The 15,666-nt window shown below is 72.0% G+C and carries 15 protein-coding genes; 11 read left to right on the top strand and 4 right to left on the bottom strand.

Translation table 11 applies throughout. The features are described from left to right. Positions 1-8 precede the first annotated feature (8 nt). From ASC64_RS02740 to ASC64_RS02710, 7 genes are all read left to right on the top strand, one after another. Complete coding sequence (locus ASC64_RS02740) at positions 9-668, top strand: acylneuraminate cytidylyltransferase family protein (protein WP_235563486.1); 660 nt, start codon at positions 9-11, stop codon at positions 666-668. 72 nt (positions 669-740) lie between these two features. Next, complete coding sequence (locus ASC64_RS02735; RefSeq protein WP_056905959.1) at positions 741-3,014, top strand: N-acetylneuraminate synthase family protein; 2,274 nt, start codon at positions 741-743, stop codon at positions 3,012-3,014. Beyond that, positions 3,005-4,177 (top strand): glycosyltransferase family 4 protein, encoded by a 1,173-nt coding sequence (locus tag ASC64_RS02730; RefSeq protein WP_082550134.1) that lies wholly within the window; start codon positions 3,005-3,007, stop codon positions 4,175-4,177. Before ASC64_RS02735 ends, ASC64_RS02730 begins: the two co-directional genes overlap by 10 nt. Continuing rightward, positions 4,174-5,328, top strand: a complete 1,155-nt coding sequence (locus ASC64_RS22285) for an O-antigen ligase family protein (RefSeq protein ID WP_056905957.1) — start codon at positions 4,174-4,176, stop codon at positions 5,326-5,328. The genes ASC64_RS02730 and ASC64_RS22285 overlap by 4 nt, the downstream gene beginning before the upstream one ends. Then, a complete protein-coding gene (locus tag ASC64_RS02720; protein ID WP_056905956.1) occupies positions 5,321-6,340 on the top strand; it encodes a glycosyltransferase family 4 protein in 1,020 nt (339 codons plus the stop codon). Before ASC64_RS22285 ends, ASC64_RS02720 begins: the two co-directional genes overlap by 8 nt. Further along, positions 6,337-7,446: a glycosyltransferase gene (locus ASC64_RS02715; RefSeq protein WP_056905955.1), complete on the top strand. Its 1,110-nt coding sequence runs from the start codon at positions 6,337-6,339 to the stop codon at positions 7,444-7,446. The genes ASC64_RS02720 and ASC64_RS02715 overlap by 4 nt, the downstream gene beginning before the upstream one ends. A gap of 1 nt (position 7,447) precedes the next feature. Beyond that, positions 7,448-8,863: a sugar transferase gene (locus tag ASC64_RS02710; RefSeq protein ID WP_056905954.1), complete on the top strand. Its 1,416-nt coding sequence runs from the start codon at positions 7,448-7,450 to the stop codon at positions 8,861-8,863. Positions 8,864-8,880: 17 nt separating this feature from the next. Here the strand turns inward: ASC64_RS02710 and ASC64_RS02705 are convergent, their stop codons facing one another. Next, positions 8,881-10,338: a polysaccharide biosynthesis tyrosine autokinase gene (locus tag ASC64_RS02705; RefSeq protein ID WP_056905953.1), complete on the bottom strand. Its 1,458-nt coding sequence runs from the start codon at positions 10,336-10,338 to the stop codon at positions 8,881-8,883. An 81-nt stretch (positions 10,339-10,419) separates the two neighbouring features. On the opposite strand from ASC64_RS02705, the gene ASC64_RS02700 reads away from it, so the two are divergent. Both ASC64_RS02700 and ASC64_RS02695 read left to right on the top strand, forming a co-directional pair. After that, positions 10,420-11,277, top strand: a complete 858-nt coding sequence (locus ASC64_RS02700; protein ID WP_056905952.1) for a nucleotidyltransferase family protein — start codon at positions 10,420-10,422, stop codon at positions 11,275-11,277. After that, the gene (locus tag ASC64_RS02695; RefSeq protein ID WP_056905951.1) at positions 11,274-11,561 is read left to right on the top strand and encodes a PqqD family peptide modification chaperone; all 288 of its coding nucleotides are present in this window, start codon (positions 11,274-11,276) and stop codon (positions 11,559-11,561) included. The genes ASC64_RS02700 and ASC64_RS02695 overlap by 4 nt, the downstream gene beginning before the upstream one ends. Here the strand turns inward: ASC64_RS02695 and ASC64_RS22280 are convergent. Next, the gene (locus ASC64_RS22280) at positions 11,536-11,958 is read right to left on the bottom strand and encodes a VanZ family protein (RefSeq protein ID WP_162245761.1); all 423 of its coding nucleotides are present in this window, start codon (positions 11,956-11,958) and stop codon (positions 11,536-11,538) included. The two genes, ASC64_RS02695 and ASC64_RS22280, sit on opposite strands and share 26 nt — an antisense overlap. Before the next feature lie 24 nt (positions 11,959-11,982). Between ASC64_RS22280 and ASC64_RS22275 the strand changes: the two genes are divergently transcribed. Then, positions 11,983-13,065, top strand: a complete 1,083-nt coding sequence (locus tag ASC64_RS22275; RefSeq protein WP_056905949.1) for an ATP-binding protein — start codon at positions 11,983-11,985, stop codon at positions 13,063-13,065. Between the two features lie 18 nt (positions 13,066-13,083). On the opposite strand, the gene ASC64_RS02680 is transcribed toward ASC64_RS22275, so the two are convergent. After that, positions 13,084-13,722: a hypothetical protein gene (locus tag ASC64_RS02680; RefSeq protein ID WP_156384975.1), complete on the bottom strand. Its 639-nt coding sequence runs from the start codon at positions 13,720-13,722 to the stop codon at positions 13,084-13,086. 111 nt (positions 13,723-13,833) lie between these two features. Here ASC64_RS02680 and ASC64_RS02675 point away from each other — a divergent pair, with 111 nt between their 5' ends. After that, a complete protein-coding gene (locus ASC64_RS02675) occupies positions 13,834-14,994 on the top strand; it encodes an acyl-CoA dehydrogenase family protein (RefSeq protein WP_056905947.1) in 1,161 nt (386 codons plus the stop codon). Positions 14,995-14,996: 2 nt separating this feature from the next. Here ASC64_RS02675 and npdG read toward each other — a convergent pair whose 3' ends face one another. Beyond that, complete coding sequence (gene npdG, locus ASC64_RS02670) at positions 14,997-15,662, bottom strand: NADPH-dependent F420 reductase (protein WP_056905946.1); 666 nt, start codon at positions 15,660-15,662, stop codon at positions 14,997-14,999. Between the last annotated feature and the right edge of the window lie 4 nt (positions 15,663-15,666).

Raw genomic sequence — 15,666 nt, 5'->3', positions numbered from 1 at the left:
CGTTGTGCGTGATTCCCGCGCGCGGCGGCTCCAAGGGCGTGCCCCGCAAGAACCTGCTCGACGTCGGGGGCAAGCCGCTGATCGTCTGGACCATCGAGCAGGCTCTCGCCGTGCCGGGCCTCGACGTGCTTGTCTCCACCGACGACGAGGAGATCGCCGAGGTGTCCCGGGCGGCCGGCGCGCGGGTCCCGTGGCTGCGCCCTGACGAGCTCGCCCAGGACGCCACGCCCACCGAGCCGGTGGTCCGGCACGCGATCGAGCAGATGACCATCGATCGCGGGCGACCGGACGCCGTCATGCTCCTCCAGGCCACCTCGCCGGTGCGTCACGACGACACGCTCACCCGGGCCCTCGCCGAGTTCGACGCGACCCACGTCGACTCGATGGTCGGCGTCGTCGAGCAGCCGCCGTTCATCTGGCAGGCGGGCAACCCACCGAGAGCGACGTACGACGTCGCGGCGCGACCGCGGCGCCAGGACCTGACCGACGAGACCCGCCGCTACCGCGAGACGGGCTCGCTCTACGTCACCCGCACGGAGATCTACGAGCAGCACGACAACCGCCTCGGCGGCAGGATCGGCCTGTTCGTGATGCACGAGGACGAGGGCATCGACATCGACACCGAGCTCGACGTCGCCCTCGCCGCGCGCCTGCTTGCCACGCGTTGAGCCGTCTCGGCCCGCGCAGCGCTCCCGCTGGTTACTGTTTTGCCGTACGTACACCCACGGAAGGCGTCCGCCTTGATCATCGAGCGTGACCTCACGCCGTACGTCGTCTACTCGGGCGACCCGGTCCTCCGCGCCCTGGAGAAGATCACCGCCAACCAGGCTCGCGTCATCTTCCTCGTCGACTCACACGGCCACCTCGACGGCGTGCTGTCCGACGGCGACTTCCGTCGCTGGGTCAGCAGGTCGAGCCGCCTGTCTGTCGACGTCGCCGCCATCGAAGCGGCCAACACCTCGCCCCGCAGCCTTCCGATCGGCAGCAGCCCCGCCGAGATCTCGCATGCCTTCGGGTCGGGCATCGACCACGTCGCGCTCGTCGACGAGCGCGGCCACCTCGTCGCGATCGCGATCAACCGCGCCGACGAGCTGCGGATCGGCCGCCACGTCATCGCCGCCGACGCCCCGACGCTGCTGATCTCGGAGATCGGCATCAACCACCAGGGCGACGTGTCGCTGGCCAAGCAGCTCGTCGACCTGTCGGTCGAGTCGGGTGCCGACATCGTGAAGTTCCAGCTGCGCGACATGGAGTCGCTCTACCGCCAGGGCTCGTCCGGATCGGGCGGGGAGGACCTCGGCCCGCAGTACACCCTCGACCTGCTCGCCAAGTACAACCTCGAGGCCGACCAGCTCTTCGAGGTCTTCGACCACTGCCGCGACGTCGGGATCGACGTCATGTGCACGGCCTGGGACCCGGTCTCGGTCGACCGCCTCGTCGACTACGGCGTCCCGTCGCTCAAGGTCGCCTCCGCCGACATGACCAACCACGCCCTGCTGCGCCACATGGCAGCCAGTGGCACTCCCATGGTGATCTCCACGGGCATGTCGACCGAGGGCGAGATCCGCGAGACCGTCGAGGTGGTCCGGGGCACGGGCGTCGCGCACGCGTTCCTGCACTGCCAGTCGACCTATCCGGCGCCCTTCAAGGACGTGAACCTCGCCTACCTGACGCGACTGGCCGAGATCACGCAGGCCCCGGTGGGCTACTCCGGGCACGAGCGCGGCTTCCACGTCGCCGTCGCTGCGGTCGCTCTCGGCGCGCGCATCATCGAGAAGCACTTCACGATCGACCGCGACCTCGAGGGCAACGACCACAAGGTCAGCCTGCTTCCTGGCGAGTTCAGGGAGATGGTGCAGCGCGTCCGCGAGGTCGAGGAGGCGCTCGGCACCGCAGCGCCGCGCGCGGTCTCCACCGGCGAGATGATGAACCGGGTCAATCTCGCCAAGTCGCTCGTCGCGGCCCGCCGCATCGAGGCCGGCGAGGTGCTCACCGACGCCGACATCGACATCAAGAGCCCCGGCCGCGGCCTCCAGCCCAACGCGTACGACAAGCTCGTCGGGCGCACCACGGCCCGCGCCCTCGACGCCGGCGACTTCTTCTACGCCACGGACCTCGGCGACGCGGCGCCGAAGGGCCGTGCCTACGACTTCCGCCGGCCCTGGGGCCTGGCCGTCCGCTACCACGACATCGACGCGATGACGCAGGACACGACGCCCGACTTCCTCGAGTTCCACTTCTCCTACAAGGACCTCGACCTGCCGGTCGCGGAGGTGTTCGCGAAGTACGACGGCGGTCTGCCGATGGGCTTCACCACGCACTCCCCCGACCTGTTCGCCGGCGACTTCCTCCTCAACCTCGCCTCCGAGGACGACGCGCACTGGGAGCGGTCGATCCGTGAGCTGCAGCAAGTCGTCGACACCACGCGCGAGATGCAGCAGCACTTCACCCGGGGCGCCGACGCCAAGGCCGAGAGCGAAGGCCCGGTGATCGTGGCCAGCCTCGGCGGCTTCACCACCGACGCGTTCGTGGCGCCCGCCGAGCGGGAGCGGATGTACGCCCGCGTGGCCGCAGGTCTGGCGCGCGTCGACGACTCGGGCGTGCGCCTCTGCGCCCAGACGCTGCCGCCCTACCCGTGGTACATGGGTGGCCAGCTCTACTGCAACCTGTTCGTCGACCCGCGCGACACCGCCGAGTTCGCGGCGCGCTACGACCGGCGCCTCTGCTTCGACGTCTCGCACTCCAAGCTGTCCGCCAACTACCTCGGCATGTCCTTCGCCGAGGCGACCGACCTGCTGGCGCCGCACACCGAGCACCTGCACCTCGTCGACGCGACGGGCGTCGACGGGGAGGGCGTCCAGGTCGGCGACGGCGAGATCGACTGGGCCGTGCTGGCGCAGCAGCTCGACGCGATGGCTCCGGGCGTGAGCTTCATCCCCGAGATCTGGCAGGGCCACGTCAACGACGGGGAGGGCTTCTGGATCGCCCTCGAGCGGCTGGAGCAATGGTTCTGACCCCACCCACCGCCCTGTGGGTGGTGCCGGTCAGCGATCTGGCCGGGGTGGCCCGCCACGTCCTCGACGTGGCGCGCGCCGGGGTGCCGGGGTGGCGGCTGGTCTTCCTGACACCGCCCGGCGACCTGCCCGACGCGCTGCACGACGCTGGAGCTGCGGTCCTCACCGAGCCGTTCGGCCCCGACCACGGGACCCGCGCGTCCGTCGCGTCCCTGCGCGATGCCGTACGCACGCTCCGGCCCGCCGTCGTGCACAGCCACCTCTCGCACGCCGACGTCGTGACCGCGCTCGCGGTCGGCCGCGGCCCGCGACTGGTCACCACCGAGCACGGCATCGCCCGCGACGACCTCGTCTACCACCGCTCCACCGCCAAGGCCCGGGTGATGGCGGGCGTGCACGCCGCACGCCTGCGGCGCTTCGACGCGGTCATCGCGGTCAGCCGGGCGACCGCCGACGCGATGACCGACAAGTGGCACCTGCGGCAGCCGGTGACGGTGATCCCCAACGGTGTCGATCCTGTGGTTTCGAGGCTCGCTCCGCTCGCACCTCAACCACCGGGTGGGGAGTCGTTCGCACCTCAACCACCGGGTGGGGAGTCGCTCGCACCTCAACCACCGAGTAGGCGGTCGCTCGCACCTCAACCGCCGAGGGAGGGAGGGCTGCGGATCCTGTCCCTGGCGCGCCTCGCTCCTGAGAAGCGCCTCACCGCCCTCCTCGACGGGTTCGCCGTGCTGCACCGCGAGCACCCCGAGGCGCGTCTGACCATCGGCGGCACCGGCGAGGAGGAGGCGACGTTGAGGTCCCATCTCGCCCGCCTCGACCTCGACGGGCTCGTGTCCCTGCCCGGCTTCCTCGACCCCGACGCGGCCATGGCCGAGCACGACGTCCTCTCGATGCTGTCGGTGTGGGAGAACTGTTCCTACGCCCTGCTCGACGCAGCCGCCCGCGGTCTCGGCGTCGTGGCGAGCGACGTGGGGGGCAACCCCGAGATCCTGCCGGGACGGTGCCTGGTCGACGCCGATGACCCGACCGCCGTCGCAGTCGCATTGGCTTCGCAGGGCCTCGACCCGGCGGCCCGTCCCGGCCTGGAGGACTGGCCGACCGTCGCTGACATGTGCGCTCGCATCGCCAAGGTGTATGCCGGTCTCGGAGGATCACGATGAAGCGCGTCGACTCCCCGTGGAACCTCCCCGACCGGACGATCGAGACGGCCGACACCGCCGACCGCGAGATCCGGATCACCGACTTCGCGCTGATGGCCGTACTGCCGTTCCGGTCGCTGGAGGTCGCCGGCTTCCCGGTCAACGAGTTCGCGATGGCCGCCCTCGTCGGGCTGTGCCTCCTTCGCCCGGCCCGTGGCGGGGCCAAGGTGCCCGAGGTCGTCATCCTCCTCGCGGCCGCCCTGATGGCGCTGCTCGTCTACTCCGGGATGGCCAACCACATCGACTGGACCCGACGGGTCGGCCACGTCGCGATCATGTGCGGGATCATCTGGGCAGGCGCCACCGGCCGGTTGTCGCTCCGCTCCGTCGGAGCGGGACTCGCGGCCGGTCTCACCGCGGTCGTCGGGCTCGGGCTGGTCGGAGTGGGTGGCGACGCCGGCTACACAGGCCGGCTGACCGGCTTCCTCGCCGACCCCAACGCCGGCGCGTACTTCCTCGCCGTGCTGGGTGCGTTGGGCATCTTCTTCGCACACGAACGGTGGAAGGTGCGGCTCGCGATCGCCGTGCCGGTCCTCGGCGGGTTGATGCTCACCTTCTCCCGCACTGGCCTTCTCGCCGCTGCCTTCGCGGTGCTGTGGATCGTGCTCGGTCGCCGGCTCGGCGCGGTCGGAGGCGCCGCGGTGGTGGCCGGACTGGTGTGGCTGACCGGCAACATCCCGGACGACCTCGTGCTCTACGGCCCCTTCTCGAACCGGTCCGGCAGCGATGCGCTGCGCGAGCGGATCATCGCGCAGGAGCACGTCCAGCTCGCGGACGCACCGTGGTTCGGCCACGGACCCGGCACCGCGCGGGTCCGCATCGGCGAACTCGAGTTCTTCTTCCACAACAGCTACCTCGCCACCCGCCAGGAAGGCGGGTGGCCTGCGCTCGTCCTCGTGCTCGCACTCGTCGCGTACTCCTTCCTCCGGCTCAGCCGCCGTGCACGCAGCGGCGACCTCGCCGCCGCCGGCGCCCAGGCGGCGCTCATCGGCGTCGCGGTCATGGCCGTCACCTTGGGCGAGGTGCTCCTCGACACCCCGATGGCAGTGGCGGTGGCAATGGCTCTCGGCCACGCCCTGCGCGACGAGTCGCCGGGGGCACCCGATGGCTGAGCGCATCTACCTGGCGGCGAACAACCCTGATCTGGGTGGCGGCGAGCGGATGCTGCTGCAGCACGCCGAGGCATTGATCGCCCTCGGCCACGACGTGACCGTGGTGTCCGCCGACAGCCCCCGCGAGGTCCTCGACGCCGCCGCGGCCGTCGGCGCCGCGACGGTGGCGATCCGCGCCGACGGCCGCGGCGACTACGTCCGCCGGCTCCGCGCCTGGGACCGCACCGAGCGCCATGGCGTGCTCTGGTGCCACGGCCTGGTGCCGTCGTTCGCCACGACCGGCCACCGGGACCGGATCGCCCACCTCCACCAGGACCCCCGTGGACGGGCGCAGACGGTTGCGACGGCGATCGCACGCGTCGGCGCCCGTGCCACGCTCGTGCCGTCCGCCGACATGGCCGCGCGCGTCCGGGGCAGTCGGCCGCACCCCAACTGGACCGCCGATCTCCCGGTGCTCGACCGTGTCCCGACCGGCAACCGCACGACCCTCGGCTACCTCGGGCGCATCTCGACCGACAAGGGCGTGGACGTCCTCGCCCGCGCCGTGGCGGGGTTGGACGACGTCGATCTCGTGCTCGCCGGCGACTCCCGCTACGTCGCGGCAGCCGACGTGGCGCGAGTCGATGCCCAGCTGGGCAGCCTCGGCTCACGCGTACGACGCCTCGGCCACATCGCACCCGCCGACCTGTTCTGCAGCGTCGACGTCGTCGTCTTCCCGAGCGTCTGGGCCGAGCCTTTCGGCCTGGTCGTCGCGGAGGCGATGGCGTCCGGCGTCCCGTTCGTCATCTCCGACGCCGGCGCGCTGCCCGAGGTCGCCGGGCCCGGCCACCCCTGGGTCGCGCGGTCCGGCGACGCCGACGACCTCGCCCGTGTGATCGGCGAGGCGCTGACGGCCGACGAGGACGACGTACGCGCCGTGACCGACCGCGCGCGTCGGCGTTGGGAGGCCGAGTACTCCCCGCAAGCCGGCCGGCTGCGGGTTCGACGACTTCTCGAGGAGCTCGCACGATGACTCGGCCAACCGTGGCCATCGCCCACGACTACCTGACGCAGCGCGGTGGCGCAGAGCGTGTGGTGCTCACGATGATGAAGGCGTTCCCGGAGGCGAAGGTCTACACGACGCTCTACGACCCCGACGGGACCTACCCGGACTTCGCGGACGCGGACATCGTCACCTCCCCGCTCAACCGGATCCTGCTCCTGCGTCGCGACCACCGGCGCGCACTGCCGCTGCTCGCACCGGCCGCGTCGCGGATCAAGGTCGATGCCGACGTCACGATCGTGTCGAGCAGTGGGTGGGCGCACGGCTTCGACATCCCCGGACGGTCGGTCGTCTACTGCCACTCCCCCGCGCGTTGGCTCTACGACAGCGAGCGCTACCTCGGTGGACCGACGCATCGCTCGCTCCTCGGGTTGGGTCTGCTCGCGGTGCAGACGCCGCTGATCCGCTGGGACAAGCGGGCAGCCGCCGCACGCGGCACCTACCTCGCCAACTCGCGTGTCGTCCGCGACCGGATCAAGGCGACGTACGGCATCGACGCGGAGGTGGTACCCGCTCCTCACGCGATGGACGCGAGCGCGCCCCAGGAGCCGATCGACGAGCTCGAGGACTGGGCGGGTGGCTACGCGCTGGTGGTGTCGCGGCTGCTGCCCTACAAGAACGTCGACGCCGCCATCGAGTCCGCACGTCACTCCGGGCACCGCCTCGTCATCATCGGGCGCGGCCCCGAGGAGGCGCGGCTGCGTGCACTGATCCCGCCCAACGTCCGGATGTTCAGCGGTCTGACCGATGCGCAGATGCGGTGGGCCTACGCACACGCCCGCGTCCTGGTCGCCCCGAGCCACGAGGACTTCGGGCTCACCCCGCTCGAGGCGGCGGCCTTCGGCGTGCCGACGATCGCGCTGCGGGGCGGCGGCTATCTCGACACCATCGTCGAGCACGAGACCGGGCTGTTCTTCGACCACCCCGAGCCCGACGCGATCACCGCCGTTCTCGACCGCGCCGACCTGCACCCGTGGAATCCTGACGTCCTGAGGGCCCGCGCCGAGGAGTTCGGCGAGGCTCGCTTCATCGAGCGGATCCGCGCCATCGTCGACGCGGAGGGGATGGTGGGCTGAGGTGCGACCCGAGGGCATCCGCCTGCTCCCGTGGCTGGTCGGCGCGGTCGACTTCGTCATGGTCAGCGCGGCCGCGGTGCTCGCGATCCGCTTCCGTCTGACCCTGTCGGTCTTCGACACCGCGAGCGACGTCCTGCAGAACACCGCCGTCGCCAGCATCTTCTTCGTCGCGACCTGGGTGGTGATGCTGGCGATCTACGGCGCCTACGAGCGCCACGTCCTCGGCGCCGGCACCGAGGAGTTCAAGCTCGTCGTCAACGGCTCCTTCTTCACCGGCGCCCTCATCGCGACGATGGCGTTCCTCCTGCAGTACCCGCTCTCCCGCGGCTTCTTCGTCCTCTTCTTCACCATCGGCGTGCTGCTGCTCCTGGTCGGCCGGCTGCTCAGCCGCCGGGTGATCCAGCGGCTCCGCGCGGCCGGGCACTTCAACGAGAAGGTGCTGCTCGTCGGCAGCCCGATCTACATCGAAGAGATCCACAAGGTGCTGGACCGTGAGTCCTGGCTCGGCTACCGGGTGATGGGCTGCCTGGTGCCGGGCATCCACGCCGGGCCGGAGACCATCGGCGCGGGCGTCCCAGTCCTCGGGCTGATCGAGGACATCCGCGCGGTCGTCGACGAGGTCTCGCCCGACATCGTGTTCTTCACCGCGGGCGCGGTGAAGTCCTCCACCCAGCTGCGGCGCCTCGCCTGGGACCTCGAGGACCACGCCGACGTGCAGATCATCGTCGCGCCCAACGTCACCGACGTCTCGAGCGAGCGGGTCCGGATCCGCCCGGTGGCCGGCCTCCCCCTCATGCACCTGGGCCGATCCCGCTCGCAGCTGGCGACCAACGACGCCAAGCGCGCGTTCGACTTCGTCGGCGCCTCCCTCATCCTGCTGCTGGTCTCGCCGTTCCTGCTCGGGTTGATGCTCTGGGTCCGGTTGTACGACGGCGGCCCCGCGCTCTTCCGACAGGTCCGGGTAGGGCGCGGCGGGGAGGGGTTCACCTGCCTCAAGCTCCGCTCGATGCACGTCGACGCCGAGGAACGACTGGCCGAGCTGGAGGCGCGCGACGGCCACGTCCTCTTCAAGAGCACCGACGACCCGCGGGTGACCAGGCCCGGCCGGATCATCCGCCGCTTCTCCCTCGACGAGCTGCCGCAGCTGTGGAACGTCGTCCGCGGCGAGATGAGCCTCGTCGGGCCACGCCCGCCACTGCCCGGCGAGGTCGAGCAGTACGAGGACGACATGCTCCGCCGGCTCAACGTGCTGCCGGGCATGACCGGCCTGTGGCAGGTCTCGGGCCGCTCCGACCTCTCGTGGGAGGACACCGTCCGCCTCGACCTCTACTACGTCGACAACTGGTCGATGGTGCAGGACCTGCTGATCCTCGCGCGCACGGTCACCGCCGTGCTGGCGAGCCGCGGCGCCTACTGAGGAAGGCTCAGGCAGGGTCAGGCCTTGTCGGAGGACGACCTGACCAGCTTGCGGCGCCGGCCCTTGCCCGCGGTGGAGTACGCCTCGCGGGTGGCCTCCTCGGCGCGGTAGCCGCCGTAGCCCCCGTAGCCGGAGTAGCCGCCGCCGTAGGCGATGGCGCTGGCGCCCTTGACCGGCGCCTTGTTGAGCACCACGCCCAGCAGCCGGCTGCCCACCTGGTCGAGGATCCGGCGGCACTGCTGGCTCTGCTCGATCTGGGTCCTGCCGGCGGCCTGCACGAGGAGGGCGCCGTCGCAGAAGGCCGAGAGCAGACCCGCGTCGGTGACCGGGAGCAGCGGCGGCGCGTCGAGGATCACGAGGTGGTCCTGCGAGAGGTCGTCGATGAACTGCTTCATCCGCAGGGAGCCGAGGAGCTCGCTGGGGTTCGGCGGGATCCGACCGGCCGGCAGCACGCTCAGGTTGGCCATCCCCGATCCGACGATGACGTCACGGACGTCCACGTCGCCCGCCAGCGCCTGGGTGAGCCCCACGGTGCCGTCGATCTCGAACGTGGTGGCGATCTGGGGACGCCGGAGGTCGGCATCGATGAGCAGCACCGGGGTGCCGGCCTGGGCCACCAGCCGGGCGATGTTGGCGGAGACGGTCGACTTGCCCTCGCCGGCGAGGGCGGAAGTCACCACGATCTTGCGGGGCTCGTTGTCGACGTCGACGAAGCGCAGGTTGGTGCGCAACTGGCGGAAGGACTCCGCCGCGCGGCCGAGGTCGCCCCGGACACCGCGGTGGGTGCGACCGAGGGCGTCCTCCTTGGGGATGATGCCGAGCACGGCGGCGCCGGTCGCGTCCTCGACGTGCTTGACCGAGCGGATCCGGCGGTCGATGAGGCGGCGGGCGATCAGGAAGGCGTAGGCCAGGGCGAGGCCGCCGGCCGCTCCCTTCATCGCCGCCTTGGCGTAGTCGGGCGTGAACGGTGCCTGGGGGAGCTCCGCCGGCTGCACCGGAACCACGCGCGTCAGCGGGTCCCGCCTGGGGTTGCTCTCGCCGGTGTCGACCTCCTGGGCGTACTCCACCACGGCATCCACGACACCGTTGGCCAGGTCGCGGGCCTGCTCGGGCGTGCTGCCGATCGCGGTGATGGTGAGCGCGTTGACGTCCGCGTTGACCGTGGCCGAGAACCGGCCGGCGATCTCGCTCGGCGGCACGTCGAGGCCGAGGTCGTCGACGACCTTCTCGGCGACGGGCATCGAGGAGACGAGGAAGGCGTAGAGCCCGGCCTTCTCCTCGGCGAGCGCGGCGTTGCCCTGCTCCTCGCCGGCGGTCGTGGCGTTGCCGACGACGACGAGCCCCGAGGAGGTCGCGGAGTAGAGCACCGGGTCGCGCGTGGTCTTCGCCATCATCAGCAGCGCGCCGAGGACCGTGCAGCCGATCAGCACCCACACATAGGCGCGAGTCAGCCGGACGAAGTCCCCGAAGGTCATGCGCGCGAGTCTAGGGCGTACGCCGCCTCCGTCTGGGTGGAACGACGACATGCCAGCGGCCCCGACTGGCACCATGGCGCCATGACCGACGAGGCGGACGGCCGGACCGCCCCCATCGCCGCGCGGGTCCATCTCGCGCACGCCGTCGTCCAGAAGCTGGCCGACGACCGGGACATCGATCTCCTCCACCTCAAGGGTCCCGCCGTGCTGCCCGGGCTGCGTGCCGAGGGTCGGCACTCCAGCGACGTCGACGTGCTCGTCCGTCCCAGCCACCTCGCCCGCCTGGCCGAGGCGCTGGAGTGGGTGGGCTGGGAGAAGCGCACCGACTTCTCCACCGGCTCGGTCTTCGCCCACGCGGCCAACTGGTGGCACGACGACTGGGGGTGGGTGGACGTGCACGTCCACTGGCCGGGCGTGATGGCGGACGCCGAGGAGGCCTTCGACGTCCTCTCCCGCACCAGCGTGATGCTGCCGATCGCGCACCGCGACTGCCGCGTCCCGGACCGGGTCTCCCAGCGGCTGATCCTGGTGCTGCACTCGGCGCGCTCCGGGGGGACCAGCGACGTCGACCACGCCTGGATCGCCGCCGACCCCGCCGAGCAGGACGCCGTACGCCGGCTGGCGGTCGAGCTCGACGCCGAGGTCGCCCTCGCCGCCGGCATCGGCGAGCTCGAGCTGCACCGCAGCCACCCGACGTACAGGCTCTGGAAGTACTTCAGCGACGGCGGCAGCCGCACCGACGAGTGGCGGGCGCGACTCGCGGCCGCGTCCGGTCCGCGCGCCAAGGCCCGTCTCGCGACGGCCGTGCTGCGGGTCAACCGCGACCACCTGCGCATGGAGCTCGGCCGCCCGCCGACCCGTGCCGAGATCCGCGACCGGCAGCGGCTGCGCGTCCGCCGGGCCGTCGACGAGCTGGCCAGGCGGGTGAAGCGGTCGTGACGCACACCTACAGGATCGCCGACGACGTGGCGTGGGTCAGCCAGGAGGACCTCGACGCCGACGCGGAGCCCACGGCGTACCTCACGCGGGTGCCGCGCGGCATGCCGATCATGCTGGAGGGCTCCGGCTGCCTGGTCTGGCTGGCGCTGGCCGACGGCGGCACGCTCGAGGAGGTCACCGCCTCCGCCGCGGCGATGTCGGACGCGGCCGTCGAGGACGTCCGCGACGACGTGGCCGAGCTGGTCGACCAGCTGGTGGTCATCGGCGTGGTTCGCGAGGACTGAGCGCAGCGGTCGCAGCCACGGCGCCCAGCAGCGCCCCGAGGCCGTTCGCCACGACGTCCAGCCAGTCGCCGTCGCGCGGGAGCCACAGCCACTGCACCACCTCGACCGTCGCCGAGACGGCGGTCCCGGCACACGTGGCCCACCACCACGAGCGCCGCGCCAGGACGACCAGCAGGGCGCCGAGGGGCACGAAGAGGACGACGTTGAGCAGGTAGCCGTAGTGCTCCGGCAGCGCTGCGTCGGGTGCGATCGGCACGTCGTAGCGGAAGAACGTGTAGAGCCGGACCGTCAGCCGGTTCAGCGTCCAGCCCCACGGACCGGTCACGACGAGGACGAGGGCCAGCACGTACGCGGCACCCAGCGCGGCCCAGACCCGACGATCCGGCAACCAGCGCACGTCGTCCACCCTAGAGTTGACGGCGTGAGCAGCGAGGCGACGACACCCGAGGTGGTGGTCGACGCCATCGGCGTCCCGGTCGGGATCCCGGTCACCGGTGGGGCGGCGGCCCGGCTGCGGCACCAGTGGAGCCGAGCCCTCACCGACCGGCCGGCGACGCGCACCGTCGACGTCTCGACCGACGACCCTGGCGTGCCCGACGACCTCGACCGGCAGGCGGCGTTCGACTACGCCGTCACCACGCGGGTCACCCTCGTCGCGTTGGAGGCCACCGCGGGCCGACGGGTCAACCTCCACGCCGGCGCCGTCGCGGACGAGGAGGGTCGCGCCCTCGCCCTGGTCGGCCCGTCCGGCTCCGGCAAGACCACGGCGATCACCCTGCTCGCGGCGCGGCTGGGCTACCTGTCGGACGAGACCGTCTCCCTCGACGCGGACCTCACCGTCCATGCCCACCCCAAGCCACTGTCGGTGGTCGTCGACGCCGACCTCCCCCTCGCGAAGCGCTCGGTGTCACCGGACGACCTCGGGCTCGGCCACCCGCCGGAGACGTCGTACCTCCACCGGATCGTGCTGCTGCACCGCGGCACCGACGACACCGGCCTCGTGCCCGTCCCGGCCGCGCGGGCCATCGTCGAGATCGTCGAGCAGAGCTCGTCGCTGGTCCACCTCGACCACCCGATCCACCGGCTCGCCGACGTCGTCGACGCGTGCGGCGGCGCGTGGGCCCTGCACTACCGCGAGTTCGCCGACCGGGTCGACGAGGTCGTCGGGCTGCTCGACGGCGAGGCGCAGGCCCCGCCGGCCCGCCTGCACCACCCCCACGACGGACGGCCTGACGAGGGCCCGGCCGACGGCCGGTGGACGCGCACGCCGTGGAAGGACGCGGTGGAGTACGACGACGACCTGGTGGTCATGGTCGACGACCGCGTCCAGGTGCTCGGCGGCCTGGGCGTGCTGCTGTGGCTCGAGCTGGACGAGCCACGCACGGAGGCCCAGCTCGCTGCCGAGGTCACCGCGGTGTGGGGGCAGCACCCGCAGGCCGCCGAGCTGGTCGCCGACGCCCTGGCGGTCCTGGCCGAGCAGGGCGTGGTCCGCCGACCCGCCTGACCGCCACCATCCTTGGGCTCAGAGGCGGGCGAGCGGCCGCGAACCGGCCCAGGTCTCGGTGGCGCGCACCGCGAGACCCACCAGACCAGCACCCAGCACGACGGTCGGCGCCCCCTGCAGGTGCGGTGGCAGGAGGTGGTCGAACGGGGCGATCGCCACGTGGAGGAGCAACGCAACGGGCACCCATGGCGGAGCCGCCCGACCGCGCAGCAGGACGAGCGCGACGACGAGCTCACCGAGGTAGAAGGTCGCAGCGACCGCGCCCAGCCCGAGGCGGAGCAGCGGATCACGGGCGAGCGCCTCGACCTGGTCGGGCGTCAGGTCGACGGTGTGCACCACCGCTCGGAACATGACCAGCAGGGCGGCGAACCCGGCCGTCCCGATCGTGCCGATCGCCCACACCCAGAGCCCGACCAGGCCGACCGGCTGGTGCCGGCGGGGGAAGAGCCAGAGCACCGCGGGAAGGCCCATGGTGAGGCCGACCGAGGCGAGGAAGAAGGACGCCGTCGCCATCAGCCAGGCGGCGTCCTGGTGGTCGACCACGCCGATGACCTGGCCGACCTCGGTGGTCGGGGGCAGGGAGAGGGCGCCGAGCACGAGGAGCACGGCCCCGCTCGCCAACGACGCCGCGGACCACGGCAACCACGCTGTACCCACGAGGCAGCACGTTAGGCGGCGCACGACGCTCCCCCACCGTGAATGGCCCGCCGTGACCCCAACGGACTACCCCGCCCACCCCGTGCGGGCTACGCCGGTAGCGTGCGTCACATGACTGCTCGCCGCCAGCTGCCCACCGACGAGGCCCGCGACCTGCTCGCGCTCACCCGCGAGATCGCGACCAAGGAGCTCGCCCCCCGCTCGGCGGAGGCGGAGGCCACCGAGACCTTCCCGCGCGACGTCTTCGCGATGCTCGGCCAGGCCGGCCTGCTGTCCCTGCCCTATCCGGAGCAGTACGGCGGCGGCGACCAGCCCTACGAGGTCTATCTCCAGGTGCTCGAGGAGATCGGCGCCGTGTGGTCCTCGGTCGGCGTCGGCGTCTCGGTGCACGCGCTGTCGTGCTTCGGGCTGGCGTACTTCGGCACCGACGAGCAGCGGGCCGAGTGGCTGCCGGGCATGCTCAGCGGCGACCTGCTCGGGGCCTACTGCCTCTCGGAGCCGCACGCCGGCTCCGACCCGGCTGCGATGAGGACCACGGCACGCCTCGACGGGGACGCGTACGTCCTCAACGGGGCGAAGGCGTGGACCACCCACGGCGGCCACGCGGACTTCTACAAGGTGATGGCCCGCACCTCCGACGATCGCAACGGCATCTCGTGCTTCCTCGTGCCGGCCGACTCCGAGGGCCTCTCGGCCGACCCGCCGGAGCGCAAGATGGGCCTGACCGGTTCGGCCACTGCCACGATGCGCTTCGACAACGTCCGGGTCCCCGTCGAGCGCCGCCTCGGCGCCGAGGGCGACGGTCTGCGCATCGCCCTCGCCGGCCTCGACTCCGGGCGCCTGGGCATCGCCGCCGTCGCGACCGGTCTCGCCCAGGGCGCACTGGACTCCGCGGTGGCCTACGCCCGCGAGCGCGAGACCTTCGGCAAGGCGATCATCGACCACCAGGGCCTCGCCTTCGTGCTCGCCGACATGGAGGCCGCCGTCGTCTCGGCACGCGCGACGGTGCTGCACGCCGCCCGGCTGCGCGACGCCGGCCTGCCCTTCTCCCGCGAGGCCTCGGTCGCCAAGCTCGTGGCCACCGACAACGCTATGAAGGTCACCACGGACGCCGTCCAGGTGCTCGGCGGCTACGGCTACACCCGCGACTTCCCGGTCGAGCGCTACATGCGCGAGGCCAAGGTGATGCAGATCTTCGAGGGCACCAACCAGATCCAGCGGATGGTGATCTCCCGTTCGCTCGCCAAGGACAACAACGGCGCGATCGGCTGATCTCACACGTCGGTGACGCGCACCCCGGCGTGCGCCTTGTAGCGCCGGTTGATGGCGATGAGGTTGGCGGTCAGGGCCTCGACCTGGTGGGCGTTGCGGAGGCGACCGCCGTACATCCCCCGCATGCCCGGCACCACGTCGGCGAGCGACTGGACGAGGTCGGTGGCCTCGCGGTCGTCGCCCAGCACGAGCACGTCGGTCTCGATCCGCTCGACGGTCGGGTCCTCGAGCAGCACGGCGCTGACGTTGTGGAAGGCGCCCACGACGCGTGACTCCGTGAGGATCCGCGCCGCCTGCTGGGTCGCCGAGCCCTCCTCCACCAGCAGTGCGTACGGCCCCTGCTTGTCGAACCCGAGCGGGTTCACGCAGTCGACGACGACCTTGCCCGCGAGCTCACCCTTGAGCGACTCGAGGAGGTCGGCGTGCCCGTCCCACGGCACGACGACCAGCACGATGTCGCCGGCGGTCGCGGCGTCTGCGTTGGATGCGCCGCGGACGCGGCCGGCGTCCGCGAGCCCGGACGCGGCGTCCTGCGCGCGCTGCGCGTCCCGCGACCCGAGCACGACGTCGAGCCCCGCTGCGGCGAAGCGGCGGGCCAGCCCGCGGCCCTGGGGTCCGGTGCCGCCCAGGACGGCGATGGTCAGGGACGACACGTCGGGCGCACTCATGGCG

Source organism: Nocardioides sp. Root122 (assembly GCF_001425025.1).
Lineage (GTDB): Bacteria > Actinomycetota > Actinomycetes > Propionibacteriales > Nocardioidaceae > Nocardioides.
This window is presented reverse-complemented; position numbering and strand designations above follow the sequence as displayed.

Coding starts and splice junctions, on each gene's coding strand:
- ASC64_RS02705 (WP_056905953.1), bottom strand. CDS start 10,338: ATGACCTTCGGGGACTTCGTCCGGCTGACTCGCGCCTATGTGTGGGTG.
- ASC64_RS02700 (WP_056905952.1), top strand. CDS start 10,420: ATGACCGACGAGGCGGACGGCCGGACCGCCCCCATCGCCGCGCGGGTC.
- ASC64_RS22285 (WP_056905957.1), top strand. CDS start 4,174: ATGAAGCGCGTCGACTCCCCGTGGAACCTCCCCGACCGGACGATCGAG.
- ASC64_RS02715 (WP_056905955.1), top strand. CDS start 6,337: ATGACTCGGCCAACCGTGGCCATCGCCCACGACTACCTGACGCAGCGC.
- npdG (WP_056905946.1), bottom strand. CDS start 15,662: ATGAGTGCGCCCGACGTGTCGTCCCTGACCATCGCCGTCCTGGGCGGC.
- ASC64_RS02720 (WP_056905956.1), top strand. CDS start 5,321: ATGGCTGAGCGCATCTACCTGGCGGCGAACAACCCTGATCTGGGTGGC.
- ASC64_RS02730 (WP_082550134.1), top strand. CDS start 3,005: ATGGTTCTGACCCCACCCACCGCCCTGTGGGTGGTGCCGGTCAGCGAT.
- ASC64_RS02675 (WP_056905947.1), top strand. CDS start 13,834: ATGACTGCTCGCCGCCAGCTGCCCACCGACGAGGCCCGCGACCTGCTC.